Source organism: Vreelandella aquamarina (assembly GCF_044805175.1).
Classification (GTDB): Bacteria; Pseudomonadota; Gammaproteobacteria; order Pseudomonadales; family Halomonadaceae; genus Vreelandella; species Vreelandella aquamarina_B.
Genome location: NZ_CP085232.1, coordinates 2,830,971 through 2,847,820 on the forward strand (window position 1 = coordinate 2,830,971; position 16,850 = coordinate 2,847,820).

12 protein-coding genes are annotated in these 16,850 nt (G+C 55.6%); 7 read left to right on the forward strand and 5 right to left on the reverse strand.

Annotation, left to right across the window (positions count from 1 at the left end; genetic code table 11):
- The first annotated feature begins 277 nt into the window (after nt 1-277).
- From dctP to LG300_RS13210, 4 genes are all read left to right on the forward strand, one after another.
- Nucleotides 278-1,381 (forward strand): TRAP transporter substrate-binding protein DctP, encoded by a 1,104-nt coding sequence (gene dctP / locus LG300_RS13195; protein ID WP_404375774.1) that lies wholly within the window; start codon nt 278-280, stop codon nt 1,379-1,381.
- 77 nt (nt 1,382-1,458) lie between these two features.
- Complete coding sequence (locus LG300_RS13200) at nt 1,459-1,962, forward strand: TRAP transporter small permease subunit (protein WP_404375775.1); 504 nt, start codon at nt 1,459-1,461, stop codon at nt 1,960-1,962.
- On the forward strand, nt 1,959-3,287 hold the full coding sequence (locus tag LG300_RS13205; RefSeq protein WP_404375776.1) for a TRAP transporter large permease subunit: 1,329 nt from the start codon (nt 1,959-1,961) through the stop codon (nt 3,285-3,287). The genes LG300_RS13200 and LG300_RS13205 overlap by 4 nt, the downstream gene beginning before the upstream one ends.
- 163 nt (nt 3,288-3,450) lie before the next feature.
- On the forward strand, nt 3,451-5,151 hold the full coding sequence (locus tag LG300_RS13210) for an ABC transporter permease (protein ID WP_404375777.1): 1,701 nt from the start codon (nt 3,451-3,453) through the stop codon (nt 5,149-5,151).
- A 32-nt stretch (nt 5,152-5,183) separates the two neighbouring features.
- Here LG300_RS13210 and LG300_RS13215 read toward each other — a convergent pair whose 3' ends face one another.
- Entirely contained in the window at nt 5,184-6,281 is a 1,098-nt protein-coding gene (locus tag LG300_RS13215) for an ABC transporter ATP-binding protein (protein ID WP_404375778.1), read from the reverse strand.
- Between the two features lie 221 nt (nt 6,282-6,502).
- Here LG300_RS13215 and LG300_RS13220 point away from each other — a divergent pair, with 221 nt between their 5' ends.
- A complete protein-coding gene (locus LG300_RS13220; protein WP_404375779.1) occupies nt 6,503-7,528 on the forward strand; it encodes a Fe(3+) ABC transporter substrate-binding protein in 1,026 nt (341 codons plus the stop codon).
- Nucleotides 7,529-7,639: 111 nt separating this feature from the next.
- Here the strand turns inward: LG300_RS13220 and polA are convergent, their stop codons facing one another.
- Complete coding sequence (gene polA, locus LG300_RS13225) at nt 7,640-10,402, reverse strand: DNA polymerase I (RefSeq protein ID WP_404375780.1); 2,763 nt, start codon at nt 10,400-10,402, stop codon at nt 7,640-7,642.
- A gap of 172 nt (nt 10,403-10,574) precedes the next feature.
- Between polA and LG300_RS13230 the strand changes: the two genes are divergently transcribed.
- Together LG300_RS13230 and speA are read left to right on the forward strand one after the other, a co-directional pair.
- The gene (locus tag LG300_RS13230) at nt 10,575-11,531 is read left to right on the forward strand and encodes a homoserine kinase (protein ID WP_404375781.1); all 957 of its coding nucleotides are present in this window, start codon (nt 10,575-10,577) and stop codon (nt 11,529-11,531) included.
- Complete coding sequence (gene speA / locus LG300_RS13235; RefSeq protein ID WP_404375782.1) at nt 11,531-13,453, forward strand: biosynthetic arginine decarboxylase; 1,923 nt, start codon at nt 11,531-11,533, stop codon at nt 13,451-13,453. Before LG300_RS13230 ends, speA begins: the two co-directional genes overlap by 1 nt.
- An 88-nt stretch (nt 13,454-13,541) precedes the next feature.
- Here speA and LG300_RS13240 read toward each other — a convergent pair whose 3' ends face one another.
- From LG300_RS13240 to LG300_RS13250, 3 genes are all read right to left on the reverse strand, one after another.
- Nucleotides 13,542-14,207 carry a fumarylacetoacetate hydrolase family protein gene (locus tag LG300_RS13240; RefSeq protein ID WP_399846456.1) on the reverse strand — a complete coding sequence of 222 codons (666 nt, stop codon included), beginning with the start codon at nt 14,205-14,207 and terminating at the stop codon, nt 13,542-13,544.
- Between the two features lie 128 nt (nt 14,208-14,335).
- Nucleotides 14,336-15,334: an ectoine hydroxylase gene (thpD, locus tag LG300_RS13245; protein ID WP_404375783.1), complete on the reverse strand. Its 999-nt coding sequence runs from the start codon at nt 15,332-15,334 to the stop codon at nt 14,336-14,338.
- Nucleotides 15,335-15,653: 319 nt separating this feature from the next.
- The gene (locus LG300_RS13250) at nt 15,654-16,457 is read right to left on the reverse strand and encodes a Crp/Fnr family transcriptional regulator (protein WP_404375784.1); all 804 of its coding nucleotides are present in this window, start codon (nt 16,455-16,457) and stop codon (nt 15,654-15,656) included.
- Nucleotides 16,458-16,850: the final 393 nt, after the last annotated feature.

Genomic DNA, 16,850 nt, shown 5'->3' on the forward strand with positions numbered 1-16,850 from the left:
TTTCAACGCTTTCTGCTGTCATCACGGTGCCACATAAGACTGCATAAAATGCATAAACAATTGTTTTACAAAGTCTTATATAAGAAAATAAGCTCAGAAACTACGTTAAGTTTCTTGTATTACTGATATTGCACTGCAGCTGGGGGAGTGTGCTAGCTTAGCGATGCAGCGCAGGATGTTTTACTTTACGTAAACGTCATGCCTAACCGCAGTACTTTCCTGCTGTCAGGTAATTAACACTAATAACGTCAACCGCCAAAGTACCAGGAAACATACAATGAAGAAGACCACAAAATTTGCCCTCACCAGCCTTGCCGCCGGTGTTGCCTTTGCCGCTCTCACCTCGACTGCCCAAGCACAAGAGCAGTGGACCATGACCACCACTTGGCCGGAGAACCTGGATCTCATCAAGATTGACCAGCACTGGGCAGAACTAGTTAACCAGCTGGCCGGCGACGAACTCCAAATTAACTTCCGCGCAGGCGGCACGCTGATGCCCGGCACGGAAGTCTTCGATGCCACTGAAACCGGCGCGATTCAAGCCGCTGGCGACTGGCCCGGCTACTGGGCAGGCCTCAACCCGGCATTCTCGCCGCTGGCCACGACCACCAGCCTGTTTAACGGCGTGGACTATCTGAACTGGATTCAGCAGTGGGGCGGTTTTGAGCTCTACCAAGAGATCTATGGCCAGTACAACATGGTCTACCTGCCCTACGGCATCACCAACAACGAATCCGGCTTTATGGGCCGCACGCCGATTGAGAGCATCGCTGACCTGGAAGGCAAGCGTCTGCGCCTTTCTGGCCGCGACCAGGGCCGCGTGCTTGAAGAGCTAGGCGGTTCACAGGTCACCCTAGCAGGCGGCGAAGTGTACCAAGCCATTGAGCGTGGCGTGATCGACGCCGGTGAGTTCTCCACCCCAGGTGTTGACTTCAATGCCGGCTTTGCTGAAGTGGCGGACTACTGGGCGACCCCAGGCTGGCACCAGTCAGCAAGCGTTTTCGGCGTTATGATCAATAAAGAGGCGTGGGATGCGCTCTCAGAAGAGACGCAAGCCAAACTGCGTATCGCTGCCGAAGCGACTATGGCTTGGTCACTCTCTTGGTCTGAGCATGAATCTACTGAAGCGACCCAGAAGTTTATCGACGCGGGCGTAACCATCAACCAGTTCTCCGAAGAAGACCTGGCGCGTATCCAGGAAGTCACTAACGAAGTGATTGTACGTGGCGCCTGTGAAAACTCGGATCACGCCAAAGTTTACCACTCCATGATCACCTACCTGCAGGAGTACGCCGCGTGGCGTGACGTCACCGCGCCGTTCAACATGAGCCGCACCATGGATAACCTGCCCTCACTGGAAGAGATCGAAGCCTGCCTGTAAGGCACTTACTATGAAAGCGTAACACGGCCGCCCCAGCACCTGCCGGGGCGGCTTTAGCTCAGTTGCGGAGATCCTCCATGAATGCGATTGCTAAGGCGATCGATGCGATCAACGAGGTGTTTGGCCGCATTATCGCACCGTTGATTGCCATCATTACCCTGATAGTGCTTTACGACATTGTGTCGCGCTTCTTTTTTGGCCGCCCAAGCGACTGGGCGTTCGATGTAACAAAGATGCTGTTCGGCGCCCATTTTATGCTGATGGCAGCGTACGGGTTGCGCCATCACGCTCACGTTGAAGTTGACGTGGTGAAACGCCTACTAACGCGTAAAAAGCAGGCTGTATTAGAGCTAATTGGCTACTTAGTTTTCTTCGTCCCGTTTATTTGGCTGCTGCTGACCTACGGCTGGCGCTTCTTTGAGCGCTCCTTTAGCCGTGGCGAAACCACCTATGGCATGGTCTCGATCCCTGTTTATCCGGTGAAAGGGGTGATCGTGGTGGCCGCCGCACTCATTTTGCTACAAGCGGTTGCCATTGTGCTGCGCGCCATTATGCAGCTGCGTGAGGAGAAGTCCGCATGAATGCAGAACTACTGACGCTGGTGATGTTTGGCGGGCTGCTGGTTGGGCTATTTATGGGTCATCCACTGGCCTTTGTTCTAGGCGGTATGGCGGTGATCGGCGCGTATTTAGGCCCCGGCATTAATACCCTGGGTATTATTATTAACAACGTCTATGGCAACGCCATGGATAACTATGTGCTGGTCGCCATTCCGCTATTCATTTTGATGGCGCGCTTTCTGAACGACTCCGGCGTGACAGAGAAGATGTTTGACGCTATGCGCCTGCTGCTCGCGAACGTGCGTGGCGGTCTCGCTTTGACGGTGGTGGTGGTGTCGGTGTTGCTGGCAGCCACCACCGGCATTGTAGGAGCGTCCATTGCGGTGATGGGCATGATCGCCCTGGTGCCGATGCTCAAGTATGGCTACAACAAAGAGCTAAGCGCGGGTGTCATCATGGCTAGCGGCTGCCTGGGCATTCTGATTCCACCCAGCATTATGCTGATTCTGATGGCCAGCTACTCCCCCGTCTCAGTGGGTGCGCTATTTGCTGGTGCGCTGGTTCCAGGCTTAATGTTGGGTGTGATGTATGCACTTTACGTGGTGCTGATCTGCTGGCTGAAACCCAGCTACGGCCCCAAAGTGCCTAAAGAGGAGCGCGCCGAAGTCAGCACCAAAGAACTGCTCATTATGCTAGGCAAGTACGTTGTGCCGCCGATGTCGCTGATCTTAGGCGTACTGGGCGCACTCTTCACAGGGGTCGCCACCGCCACGGAAGCATCGGCGATTGGCGTATTTATCGCCTTCCTGCTGTTCTTGATCTTTGGTGACCGCAAGCTCTCCACCTGCTACAACACGCTAATTGAAGCGGGCAAAACCACTACCATGGTAATGCTGGTACTGGTGGGCGCGACGGCCTTTACCGGCGTATTTTCTATTGGCGGCGGTATGACGGTCATCAGCGACTTCGTACTGGCCATGCCGGGCGGCACCTTTGGCGCACTGCTGCTAATGCTGTTCCTGGTCTTTATTCTGGGCATGTTCCTGGATTGGACCGGTATCGTGCTGCTGAGCTTCCCGATCATGCTGCCGATTATCTCCCAAATGGGCGTAGACGTGCTGTGGTTCGTAGTGATGGTCGCTGTGGTGCTGCAGACCTCCTTCCTCACGCCACCGTTTGGCTATGCGCTGTTCTACCTCAAAGGGGTGGCGCCGCCTGGGGTTGAGATCGTTGATCTCTACAAAGCGGTGGTGCCATTTGTAGCCATTATCATCGTAGCCTGTATCTTGATGGCAATTTTCCCTGGCCTGATTACTGGACTACCTAGCATGATGGTAGGCTACTAAGGCGCAAGCCCTACCGCCAACACTGAATCCCTCCGCTTTGCGGGGGGATTTTTTTGCACGTCTCATTGTTGGCTGCACCCTTCTAGCACAGATGATACTATTTGCAGCCGCTATTTTTTCGCATTGACGAGCCACGCTACCCCTCGTCCAAGGAGACAACGACGTGCCTACGCCTGCTCGCCGGTCACCATCGGCTCTGCTTTCAGGTTTTGCTTCACGCTTCACGCTGTCGCTAAACCCTTGGTCAATAGCGCTGTTTTTGATTGCCCTGATTGTGGCACTGCCTATTTTAGTCGTGCTTGGCCATATCGTGATGCCCACCGAAGGCGTTTGGCAGCACCTGGCCAGCACGGTGCTGCCCCGCTACTTATCCAACACCTTCTGGCTGGTGCTATGGGTAGGGTTAGGCACACTGGTGATTGGTACCGGAACCGCCTGGTTGGTGGTGATGTGCCGATTCCCCGGCAAGCGCCTGTTTGAGTGGGCGCTGCTGCTGCCACTCGCAGTGCCTACTTATGTCATTGCCTATGCCTATACCGATTTTCTTCAGGTGGCGGGGCCGCTACAAAGCATGTTGCGGGAGTGGTTTCACTGGCAGGTAGGCGACTACTACTTTCCCAACGTGCGCTCTTTAGAGGGCGCGGCGACGCTAATTACCTTCGTGCTTTACCCCTATGTGTACCTGCTGGCCCGCGCCTCTTTTTTAGAGCAATCGGTATGCGTGCTGGATGTTGGTCGTACACTAGGGCGCGGCCCCTGGCAGTTGTTTGCTAGCGTGGCGCTGCCGCTGGCACGTCCGGCGCTAGTGGGTGGCGTTTCGCTGGTACTGATGGAAACGCTCAATGAGTTTGGCGCGGTGCAGTTCTTTGGCGTGGATACCTTTACCACGGGCATTTACCGCACCTGGTTTGGTTTGGGCGAGCCGATTGCCGCTGCTCAGCTCGCTGCCTGCCTGCTCACGTTTGTGATTGCTTTTGTGCTGTTGGAGCGCTGGTCGCGGGGTAAGCGCCGCTACTTCCATACTACCAACCGCTATCAGCAGCTGCCCGAGTATCGCCTGCACGGCTGGCACGCGGCGGGAGCTACCCTAGCTTGCCTGCTCCCCGTCGCCATTGGCTTTCTGCTGCCCAGCGGTATTCTGCTTAACATGGCCATTACCACTGGCGATAGCCTATTTGGCACTCGCTTTATCGGTTTCGCCATGAACAGCCTCAGCCTAGCCAGCGTGGCGGCGCTAATTGCGGTTGGCTTGGCAGTGCTGCTTAGCTACGGTGTGCGCCTACACAACTCCCCCAGCGCACGCCTATTTACCCGCATTGCGGCGATGGGCTATGCCATTCCTGGCTCGGTAGTGGCTGTGGGTATTTTAATTCCGTTTGCCTGGCTGGATAACGCGCTGAACACTTGGCTACACACCCATTACGATAAGATCATCGGGTTAGTGTTTAGCGGAACGGCGTTCATACTGATTTACGCCTACGTGGTGCGCTTTCTAGCGGTTTCATTCAACGCAGTAGAGGCAAGCCTGGGCAAGGTCACCCCGAGCATGGATGCCGCCTCGCGGACTCTGGGGCAAACCGCCGGAGGCACGCTGCGCCGCATTCACACGCCGATGATGCGTAGCAGCCTGTTAGCGGCGGGCATTTTGGTGTTTGTGGATGTGATGAAGGAGCTGCCCGCCACGATTATTTTGCGGCCGTTTAACTTTGATACGTTGGCGGTGCGTGCCCACAGCTTGGCCTCCGACGAGCGTTTAGCGGAAGCCTCGACCGCCTCGTTGACCATTGTGGTGGTGGGGATCTTGCCGGTGATACTCCTCAGCCTGGCAATGCGCCGGGCGCGCCCAGGCAGCCAAGCTGAGTAAGTAGGCGTTAGGCGTCTTGAACAGTCAGGCTCTTAACGCGGAAAGATAAATACCTGGGAGTGGTCTAAATCGATATCAATCGGCTGCCCCTCCTGGGGTAGAAACACCCCCGGCACCCGGGCGTGCAGGTGCGCTTCTTGGCCGTCGACACCGTGGGCGCAGAGGTGGATCAAGCTGGTACGGCCCAGTAGTTTCGCCATGATCACATGGCTATGGCTGTGAGCTTCTGCAGGCACCTCGCGCTCTTTGATACGCAGCGCCTCAGGGCGGATCATCACTTGAACCTGACTCCCTTCTGGCAGCCAGCTGGCATTTATTTCGCCTACTGATGTTTGTACCACGCCGCCTTTCACCACACCCTCAAGCTCGTTCACTTCCCCAAAGAAGGTCACCACAAACGGGTCGACAGGAGCGCAGTACAGCTCCCTCGGTGTGCCCGTCTGGACGATTTTTCCGTCCCGCATCAGCGCAATGCGGTCGGCCATAAACATCGCCTCTTCCGGGTCGTGGGTGACCAGCAGCGTGGCCGACCCCAGCTTTTTCAATACGTGCAGCGTATCGTCGCGAATACGGTCGCGCAGGCGGGCATCCAGGCTAGAGAAAGGTTCGTCCAGCAGCATCAGCTTAGGTGTCGGCGCTAGCGCGCGCGCCAGCGCCACGCGCTGCTGCTGGCCACCAGAGAGCATATGCGGGTAAGTCTCGGCGTAGTCGGCCATCCCCAGCTGCGTTAGCAGCTCAAGCGCCCGCTCGCGACGCTGGCTGGAAGGAAGATGCTTTAAGCCAAAGGTGACATTTTCCAGCACGCTCAGGTGGGGGAATAGCGCCGAGTCTTGAAACGCCAAACCGACGTTGCGCTTTTCCGGTGGCACATGGCGCTTGCCGGGCGCGGCGATGCTCTGCCCTTCCAGACTGACGGTGCCTTCTTGCACGACTTCCAGCCCTGCCGCAATGCGCAACAGCGTGGTTTTACCACAGCCGGAGGGACCAAGCAGGCAAACCACTTCGCCCTGGGCGATATCGAGATCGATACCTTTGACCACCTTATTAGCCGCAAACGTATGCTGAACACCGCGCAGCGACAGCGCCGACACAGGCGCTGCCACATCAGAAAGGGACACAGTTGCCGTCATTCGTTCACCCATGGTTTGTTCGCTGGTTGGAATGGCTCCACCATTGCGAACACGGTTGAAAGTTATTTGCATTCTATTTTCTATTGGCGTGAGATGCACGCCTATGCATGAAAAGTGTGATGCGTGTCATTACCATTTCGCTTGACGCCAGCCGAACAAGGCGTTTCAATAGCACACGCTGTTAATGCAACTTATTATCATAAACATTCAGGGTATTTGTTATGAAACAAGCACGTCTCACGGCTTCCGTAGCAGCCATTATGGCTGGCTCTGCGTTTGCCAGCAGCGCACTCGCTAATGAAGTCAACATCTACTCCGCTCGCCACTATGACTCTGACGAAATGCTCTACCAAGCGTTCACCGATGAGACTGGCATTGAAGTGAATGTACTGGAAGGCGACGCTAACCAACTAATGGAGCGTATGCAGCGTGAGGGCGTGGCTAGTCCCGCTGACGTCATGCTGACCGTCGATGCAGGCAATCTGTGGCGCGCTGAGCAAGACGGCATTTTTCAAAGCGTAGACTCTGATGTACTTAACGAGCGTCTGCCTGAATCCATGCGTCATCCAGAAGGCATGTGGTTTGGCTTTAGCCAGCGTGCCCGTGTGATCTACTACAACCGCGAAAACTTCGACCCGAGCCAGATCTCTACTTACGAAGATCTTGCCGACCCGCAGTTTGAAGGCCAAGTATGCATTCGCTCTTCCAACAACATTTACAACCAGTCGCTGCTGGCGTCTCTGATTGAGCACCACGGCGCAGAGGGTGCCCAAGAGTGGGCTCAAGGCGTTGTGAATAACATGGCTCGTGACCCAGAAGGCGGTGACACCGACCAGATTCTTGGCGTCGCCAGCGGCGAGTGCAACCTAGCGGTTGGTAACCACTACTACTACGTGCGTCTGCTGCACTCCGACGACGTGGCTGATCGTGAAGCAGCTCGTAAAGTCGGCGTTATCTTCCCGAACCAGGATGGCCGCGGTACCCATGTGAACGTTGGCGGTGCTGGCTTAGTGGCCAACGCGCAGAACCCGGAAAACGGCATTCGCTTCCTGGAGTTCCTGGCTTCTGACCAAGCGCAGGAAGTGCTAGCCGAGCGTAACTACGAGTTCCCGGTGGTAGAAGGCGTGAAGAAAAACCCGGTGCTGGAATCCTGGGGTAATTTTGCCAAGGATGATATCAACATCAGCATCCTAGGTGAGAACAACCCGGAAGCGGTGCGTATCTTCGACCGCGCTGGCTGGCGTTAAGCACAGCGAGAACACGTAAGGCTTATAACAGCTAAGCGGTTCACGTTACCCGCCAAGAACATCCCCCGCAGCCAGCGCTGCGGGGGATGTCTGTTGGTGGGTACTGAAACGTTAGTGGGCTTCATCCCAGTTGGCACCGCTTTGTGCTTCCACAATCAGCGGCACGTTGAGCGATGCCGCCGCCTGCATTCGCACCTGCACCTGTTCAATGAAGCTATCCACCTGCTGATCAACCACTTCAAACACCAGTTCATCATGCACCTGCATAACCATCAGCGCGTCGAACTCTCCTTCCGCTAGCCACGCATCCACATCAATCATCGCCTGCTTGATAATATCTGCTGCTGTACCCTGCATCGGCGCGTTAATCGCCGTGCGCTCTGCGCCTTGGCGGCGGTTACGGTTTTGCGAGTGAATCTCCGGCAGGTAGAGCCGCCGCCCCATCACGGTTTCGACAAAACCATCTTCCGCCGCCTGGGTACGAATGCGATCCATATAGCGGGCTACGCCTGGATAGCGGTCAAAGTAACGGTCGATGTAGATTTGCGCTTGATTGCGATCAATACGCAGCTGGCGGGACAGCCCCCAGGCGCTCATGCCGTAAATCAAGCCAAAGTTGATCGCCTTGGCGCTACGCCGCTGGTCGGCAGTGACTTTTTCCAGTGAGGTTCCGAATACCTCCGCCGCCGTGGCGGTATGGATATCGCGCCCTTCGGCAAACGCCTCCAGCAGCCCTTTATCTTCCGACAGGTGCGCCATAATACGCAGCTCGATCTGCGAGTAGTCCGCCGCCACAATACGGTAGCCAGGGCGCGCCACGAACGCCTGGCGGATTTTGCGCCCCTCCTCGGTACGGATAGGAATATTCTGCAGGTTGGGGTCCGACGACGAGAGTCGCCCGGTCGCCGTGACCGCCTGATGATAGCTGGTGTGAACCCGCCCGGTGGTTTTATTGAGCAGGCGCGGCAGCTTATCGGTGTAGGTGGATTTCAGCTTGGCCAGCCCACGGTGCTGCATAATCACCTTGGGCAGCGGGTAGTCCAGCGCTAGCTCCTCCAGCACCGCCTCTGCCGTGGAGGGCGCGCCTTTGGGGGTTTTCTTGATTACCGGGATTTTCTGCTCTTCAAACAGAATCTGCCCCAACTGCTTGGGTGAGCCCAAATTGAACTCACGGCCCGCCAGCTCGAAAGCTTCACTCTCTAACTCGCGGATGCGCTGTTCGAGCTGCTGGCTCTGCTCGTGCAGGCGCTCGGCATCCACGGCCACGCCGTTGCGCTCTATGCGCGACAGCACGCTGATGAGCGGCAGCTCAAGGTGATCGAGCACCTCGGCCAGGCGCCCTTCCCGCTCCACTTGGGGGCGCAGCGTGTCCTGTAGGCGCAGGGTGATATTTACATCCTCGCAGGCGTAGGGAGCCGCTTGCTCTAGGGCAATCTGATTAAAGGTGAGCTGCTTGGCGCCTTTGCCCGCGATCTCTTCAAACGAAATGGTTTTCTCGCCCAGGTACTTCAGCGCCAGCGAATCCATATCGTGGCGCGTGGCGGTGGAGTTGAGCACATACGACGCCAGCATGGTGTCGGCAAACGGGCCGACGACAAAAATGTCGTAGTTAGCCAGTACGGAAATATCGTATTTGAGGTTTTGACCTATCTTAGTTTTGGCTGGGTCTTCCAACAGCGGTTTTAGAGCCTGCAGTACCGCGTAGCGGTCTAGCTGTGCTGGGGCATCCAGATAGTCATGGGCAAGGGGGATATAGGCGGCATCTCCCGCCTTTAGAGCAATCCCCACGCCAACGATATCGGCATCCATATAATTCAGGCTGGTGGTTTCCAGGTCAAAGCAGAAGCGCTCAGCGTTATACAATCGCTCCAGCCAGTCATCCAACTCAGCCTGCTCCAAAATCACATGGTCACGGCGCTGAGTAGGCGCAGCGGGCGCGTCTCCAGCGCTGGCAGGGGCCGGCTCGCCGCCTTTCACATCGTCCACGCCTTCGTCGTTGCCTTCCAGTAGCTCCGCCAGCCACTGTTTAAATTCCAACTTTTTATAGAGTTCCATCAGCGCTTCGCGGTTCGGGTGGGCAATGTCTAAATCGTCCAGCCCTACCGGCAGGTCGCAGTCGGTTTTGATGGTGGCTAACTGATAAGAGAGAAACGCCTGTTCGCGGTGCTCCTCCAGCTTTTTGGGCAGTGTTTTAGCACCGCGAAAGCCAAGAGTGGTGACGCGCTCTAAATCGCCATAAATCGTGTCTAAACCGCCGCCCATACCCTGCAGTAGGCCAATGGCGGTTTTTTCGCCCACACCGGGCACGCCGGGGATGTTATCCACCTTGTCGCCCATTAGGGCAAGGTAATCGATAATCAGCGCCGGCGGCAGGCCGAATTTCTCCTCGACTCCCGCTTCATCGAGGGTCTCGTCTTTCATGGTATTTACCAGCGTGATGTGACCATTTACCAGCTGAGCCATATCCTTATCGCCGGTGGAGATCACCGCATCGCGGCCTGCTTGGGTGGCGTGGTGGGCCAGGGTGCCAATCACGTCGTCTGCCTCAACGCCTTCAACGCACAGCAGCGGCAAGCCCAGCGCTTTAACACAGGCGTGCAGCGGCTCGATCTGGCTGCGTAGGTCATCCGGCATGGGAGGGCGGTGAGACTTGTACTCGCTATACATCTCATCGCGAAAGGTTTTGCCCGGCGCATCGAACACTACCGCCATGGGGCTATCGGGGTAGTCTTTGATGAGCCGTTTGAGCATGTTCAGGACGCCCTTCACGGCCCCGGTCGGCTGACCGTTAGAGGTCGTGAGTGGCGGCAGCGCATGAAACGCGCGGTAGAGGTACGAAGAGCCATCGACAAGCACGATTGGGGCACGGGCCATAACCAAATTCCATAGTCAGCAAAACGGTAAGAACATCTGCCCTCTATGATACGCGTTCAACGCCTGGCCTGCAGAAAAGTGCCCTAAACAAGCGTCTCTTCACCACACAACGCTGCCAACTAGCGCAGCAAGCCGCTACAATAATCGGCTTAGCAACCTGGGCGAGATTCTCATGGCTGTATTCACCCCGCTTAGCGACGCACAGGTCGCCGCGTTTTTAGAAAAATTTGATGTAGGTAGCTTTGTCGCGCTTCAGGGTGTGGCAGGCGGTACGGAAAACTCAACGTTTTTCGTGACGACCGACCGCCGCGAGCTGGTGCTGACCCTGTTTGAGCAGGGCGAACATGAAGAGCTACCGTTCTTCGTTGAGCTACTCGACTACCTGGACGAGCACCGCCTACCGGTGCCCGGTACCGTTCATGACCGCGAAGGCGTGGCGCTACACAGTCTGGCGGGCAAGCCTGCGCTGCTGTTCCCGCGCCTACCGGGCAAGCACCCCAGCGCCCCCAACCTTGCCCAGTGCCAAGCGCTGGGCAGCACGCTGGGGCGGATGCATGTGGTATCGCAACATTTTCCAGGCCACCGTCCTAACCCTCGCGACCTCCACTGGTTAAGGGCAGTTCACCATAAAGTACTGACCTACATCAGCCCTGAAGATCAAACGCTGATGAAAAACGAAGTGGATGATTTTGAAGGCGAGTTTGGTCAGCACGGTGAACTCCCCCAAGGGGCAGTGCATGGCGATCTGTTCCGCGATAACACGCTGTTTGAAGGCGACACCCTGGGCGGCATTATCGATTTCTACAACGGCTGCACCGGCGACCTGCTGTTCGATCTCGCCATTGTGATTAACGACTGGGCCTCCAACGAGGATGGCACCCTCAACGCTGAGCGCTACAACGCCATTTTAAGCGCCTACCAAGCGCGCCGCCCGCTGACCAACACCGAGCGCACTCTGTGGCCAACCATGCTACGCATGACCGCACTGCGCTACTGGCTGTCGCGTTTGCTGGTGGTATATGTCGACCCGCCGGCCCACGACTTAACCCCCCATGACCCCGAACGCTTCCGCGTGATTCTTAAAGCACGCATTGCGTTTGGCGCACTTCCGATTCCAGAGGCTTCTTGATGAGTGAGATGGCAACGACCAGCAGTCCCGCCGTGCGTGCCCGCCGTACTTGGAACATGGACCAGTGGGGTAGCGGCTACTTTGACGTGGATGACCATGGCCAAGCCTTGGTACGCCCGCTAGGCAGCGATGCGGAAGGCCCAGCGCTGCCTATCAGCGCATTAGTCCGCCAGCTGCAGGCGGCAGGGTTACGCCTGCCGGTGCTGGTGCGCTTTAGCGATATTCTTCACGATCGCGTCGAGCAGCTCTGCGGCGCCTTTGATGCCGCCATGCAGGACGTGGATTACCAGGGCGGCTATACCGCGGTTTACCCAATCAAGGTGAACCAGCAGCGCCGCGTGGTGGAGGAGATTCTGGCGACCTCTGAGCGGGGCAATGGCCGCGTAGGACTGGAAGCGGGCAGCAAACCCGAACTGCTGGCGGTGCTGGCGCTGTCGGATGGCGGCTCCTCGCTGATCGTGTGCAATGGCTACAAAGACCGTGAATACGTGCGCCTTGCGCTTCTGGGCGAGAAGCTCGGCCACAAAGTGTATCTGGTGGTGGAGAAGCTCTCCGAGCTGGCGCTGATTTTAGAAGAGGCCCGCGAGCTGGACGTAACCCCGCGCATTGGCCTGCGGGCACGGCTGGCCTCGGTGGGTAAAGGCAAGTGGCAGAACACCGGCGGCGAGAAGTCGAAGTTTGGCCTTACCGCCAGCCAGATTCTTGAGGTGGTAGATACCCTGCGCGCCCAGGATGCCCTGACCAGCCTGCAGCTGGTGCACTTCCACCTGGGTTCGCAAATCGCCAACATCCGCGATATTCAGCGCGGCCTGCGGGAGTGTGCGCGCTTCTACCAAAACCTGATGAACCTGGGCGCCCCCATCGACACCGTCGATGTGGGTGGCGGCCTGGGGATCGACTACGAAGGCACCCGCTCGCGCAGCTACTGCTCGGCCAACTACTCCATGCAGGAGTATGCTCGCAACGTGGTGAGCGCGTTCTCCCAGCTCTGCCAGGAAGCCGACCTGCCCCAGCCGCACCTAATCAGTGAATCCGGCCGTTCGCTCACCGCCCACCATGCGGTGCTAATCACTAATGTCATTGGTGAAGAGCGCGTCAACGACACGCCGCCGGAGCGCACCACCCTGGAGCAAGACCCCCAGGTGGAAGAGCTGTGGCGGGTGTTTGACCAGCTTGCCAACACCCAAGAGCCACGGGTGCTGGTGGAAGCATGGCACGACCTGCTGCAAGCGGTGAGCGAGCTACACGACCGCTTTGTACTGGGGCTAAGTAGCATCAATGCCCGCGCCGAGGGCGAACGGCTCTACATGGCCGCCTGCACGCGCCTACGCGGTCAGCTGGATACCCGCAACCGCGCTCACCGGGAAATCATGGACGAGCTGGCCGAAAAATTGGCCGACAAGCTGTTCGTTAACTTCTCGCTGTTCCAGTCAGTGCCAGACGTGTGGGGCATTGAGCAGATTTTCCCCGTGCTGCCGCTCACCGGGCTGGATAAAGCGCCCACTCGCCGCGCGGTGATTCAAGATATCACCTGCGACTCCGATGGCCGTATTGATAGCTATGTGGATGGCCAAGGGGTAGAAACCACCCTGCCGCTGCCCGAATGGGCCAACGACGACGAGCGCTGGCTGGGCTTCTTCCTAGTGGGGGCGTATCAGGAGATTCTTGGCGACCTGCACAACCTGTTCGGCGATACCGACTCGGTGGATGCAGCGCTAGGTGAAGATGGCGAGTGGGTGCTCTCTAACCCGCAGGCGGGGGATTCGGTGGCCAATGTATTGGCCTACGTGAACTTCGACGCTCGAGTTTTGAAGCAAAAACTCACCGAGCAGCTGGTGACCAGTGGCTTCTCTGCCGAGGAGCAAGCCCACTTTGCCGCCAGCCTAACCGAAGGCCTAGAGGGCTACACCTACCTGGAGTAACCCTTCACCGGCTTAACGCGTTTCACAAAAAAGGCCACCGAGCGCATCGGTGGCCTTTGTTTTGCGTGCTGAACCCGTGAGCGGGTCGTTACTCAACGACGCTGGTCGAAATCTCCAGGCCGCCAGTCAGCGTTAAGCGTAGCGCCGCGCCGCGGGGTAGCTCGCCGACTCCGGCAGGCGTGCCGGTCAAAATCACATCGCCTGGCTCCAGGGTGAAGTGACGGCTCATTTCTGCCACCAGCGTGGGAATAGCAAAAATCATATCCGCGCCTTCGCCGTGCTGGCGCTCTTCACCGTCGATTTCTAGGGTGAAGGTCAGCGCGTTCCAGTTAGGCACGCGGCTCAGCGGCAAGAAAGGCGACAGCGGGCAGGCGCCATCAAAGGCCTTGGCGATTTCCCAAGGGTGGCCTTTCTCTTTTAACTTGGTTTGCACATCGCGCAGGGTTAAATCCATCGCAAGGCCAATGCCTGCAATGGCACGCTCGGCTTCATCTTGCGTGGCGTGGGTGAGGGTCTCCCCCACCAGTAGCGCCAACTCAACCTCGTAGTGGACATCGCCCCGTGAAAACGGCGGGTCGAGAGGCTTGGTCAGATCCACCACGCTAGTGGCAGGTTTGATAAACAGCAGCGGCTCACTGGGAACCGGATTATCCAGCTCCTTGGCGTGGTCGGCGTAGTTGCGGCCGACGCACACAACTTTGCCCAGCGCGTGGGGAAACTCCTGGCCATCGGTAAACTGTGGAACAAAGCGCATGGCGGGTATTCTCCTTCTCATTATGCGTGCCGCATTTGCAACGACAGACGCAACAGTCTACCCCAGCCATGGGTATGTTCCACAGTCTCACCGCCGCTTTTCTACCCCACTCGTGATAAAGCGCTGCCTTAAACGCTAGGATTCCAACGGTCATCAGGGCCGTGGGCCAAGAATGCAGGACGCTGCTTAGGTGCCGCAAATGGCTCCACACAGCGGTTATCGGGCCGGTTAAACACAAAAAATACGTTACTGCGCGGGTCCGGCGAAAGGTTAGCGTTGGAAGCGTGCAGCGTGTTGCAATCAAATAGCAGCAGGCCGCCCGCTTTGCCTTTCGGTGCCTCAATGCCGTACTTATTTACCAAATAGGTCAGCGCCTCTGGGCTTGGTACGCCAATCTCCTGGGCTTTCAACGAGCTTTTATGGTTGTCTTCTGGCGTTTCCCCCAGGCAGGGCACAAATTCCATGTGCGAGCCGGGGATCAACATTAGCGGGCCATTAAACTCGTGGTTATCGGTCAAAATCAGCGATGCACTCACCGCATGCATGTTAGGCATACCATCTTCGGCGTGCCAGGTCTCAAAATCCGAGTGCCAGTTAAAGCCTTTACCAGCGAAGCCAGGCTTGTAATTGATGCGCGACTGATGCACATAAGGGTCGTCACCAATGATTTGTCGTGCGGCGCCAGCCACACGCTCGTCGCTGGCGAGTGCTCCCAAGCGTTCAGAGAGCTTATGCACTGCGAACAGCGAGCGGATTTCGTGGCTTTCTGGCTCAGTGACGCTAAATTCCTGATGGCGATAGGCGTCGTTGTTCATTAACGCGCTCATCTCTTGGCGTAGCATTTCCAGCTCTTCGCCACTGATCAGGTTGGGGATAAATAGATACCCGTTGCGCTCGAATTCATCCAATTGCGCTTGGGTAAGCGGCCCCGGCAGTTCACGCCCTTTGACTACCCCATCAAGGCGGGGCTGGGTAAGCGACTTGGGCGCTTGGGCAAGGCGTGTCGGGTAGGCATCCGCTACCTTCTTCGCTACCTTCTCCGCGCTACCCGTCGAGGGCAGATCAGCCATCTCGCTATACTGCTTATGAGCCGTTACATTATTAAGAGGTGTATTGCTGACTGTCATCTAATCCACTCCTTGTATGATTAAATTTCAGTTAAGTCGTACCTCACTTAGAGGCACAGCGCAGTAGATAGGGTAGACAATACCCTTGCGCTTGCAAGCTAGGATGTCTCCTTTCATAACGTGGGTTATGATATTTATTCAACCGCCATATTACAACGCCAAATCAGCCTTGGCAAAAATCACTTATAAATTATCGTTATTACTTATAACTTTAACGTTTGATGCATTTACATAACGCTTTATAAGTAACTCCGCCAAACTAAAAAACCAGAACAGCCTTTTTTAAGCGCCATCCTGGTTATTTTAGCTAATCCTAGCGCTAACCAAGACAGAGGTGGCCATAAATAAAATTGCTATCAAATCCTGTATTACGCGCCATCACATCCGGCTGTAACAATTTAATACTACTGCGAGTTTTGCGTATCAACTTTTTCTGCTCAAGCGCTGTCATACAACGGCTCACGTGAACGCTTGTCATGCCTAATAGCTCACCAACAACATCCTGTGTCACAGGAAAAGAGAAAACATTGCTTGCTAGCAGCCCTTTAAAATTAAAACGCGCATAAACTTCTAACAAGAAGTGGGCAACACGCTCTTCAGAACGATGATGGGTACAGCTTCGTAAACGCTCAATCGTGATATTATCATTCACCATCACATAAGAGGTAATGGCTTTTCTTATTTCTTCATTCGTTTTAAACAGTTCATGCAGGTCATCAACGGAGACTTTTTCCAGCTTGCAGTTAGTTAACGAAAGGATAACAACATCATGGCTCTCAAAGAAGCTTTCCCGCATACCAATAATATCACCTGTCATAAATAGGTTACATATATCCTGACCTCTTGTACTAGTAGCATGGGAAAGGCTCGCCCACCCTTCTTTAACTACAAATATATCGGCACGCCCGTCACATAGCGAAAATACTTTTTGATTTCTCTTTAGCTCTACCGGCTTCTTACGAATGCTAGCCAGCGCTTCACGAGAATCAGCTCCCAGCCTTCCATAGAGATTCAGTACCTCATCAATAGTTATACAAGAGCTATCGTCGCTTAGTTTGCTGGGTACACTTTCGCGATCCTTATTTTTCACTTTATCACACTCTTCTACAGTGACCCTATTCATCTCTACACTCCTTTGCAGTTAGACAAATACTATACTCGCCAAGAACTATTTATAACACCAATATATAAATAAAAGTAACGCGCCCAAAAATATAGACAAATATAAATAACTAAACAAGATTCTTTCATAACCAGCGCTATCAAAAATCAAAAAAACTAGATTATTAACATTTATTAAAATCACCAGCCAGAAAGAAAATAGCTCATACACGCACAATCATTTAAACATAGCACCCACAACAAAAACCAAAACAAAAAAACCTACTGAAACATTCACATTCGCATCTAACCTGCTAATAAAGCGACAAAAATTAATTCTTTCCTCTTGTATACCATTAGCACTGGCAAGATAAACACGCTTTTCATACGCTGTGATGGGGTTATAGGGAAAAAT

Coding starts and splice junctions, on each gene's coding strand:
- dctP (WP_404375774.1), top strand. CDS start 278: ATGAAGAAGACCACAAAATTTGCCCTCACCAGCCTTGCCGCCGGTGTT.
- LG300_RS13200 (WP_404375775.1), top strand. CDS start 1,459: ATGAATGCGATTGCTAAGGCGATCGATGCGATCAACGAGGTGTTTGGC.
- LG300_RS13205 (WP_404375776.1), top strand. CDS start 1,959: ATGAATGCAGAACTACTGACGCTGGTGATGTTTGGCGGGCTGCTGGTT.
- LG300_RS13215 (WP_404375778.1), bottom strand. CDS start 6,281: ATGACGGCAACTGTGTCCCTTTCTGATGTGGCAGCGCCTGTGTCGGCG.
- LG300_RS13220 (WP_404375779.1), top strand. CDS start 6,503: ATGAAACAAGCACGTCTCACGGCTTCCGTAGCAGCCATTATGGCTGGC.
- polA (WP_404375780.1), bottom strand. CDS start 10,402: ATGGCCCGTGCCCCAATCGTGCTTGTCGATGGCTCTTCGTACCTCTAC.
- LG300_RS13230 (WP_404375781.1), top strand. CDS start 10,575: ATGGCTGTATTCACCCCGCTTAGCGACGCACAGGTCGCCGCGTTTTTA.
- speA (WP_404375782.1), top strand. CDS start 11,531: ATGAGTGAGATGGCAACGACCAGCAGTCCCGCCGTGCGTGCCCGCCGT.
- LG300_RS13240 (WP_399846456.1), bottom strand. CDS start 14,207: ATGCGCTTTGTTCCACAGTTTACCGATGGCCAGGAGTTTCCCCACGCG.
- thpD (WP_404375783.1), bottom strand. CDS start 15,334: ATGACAGTCAGCAATACACCTCTTAATAATGTAACGGCTCATAAGCAG.
- LG300_RS13250 (WP_404375784.1), bottom strand. CDS start 16,457: ATGAATAGGGTCACTGTAGAAGAGTGTGATAAAGTGAAAAATAAGGAT.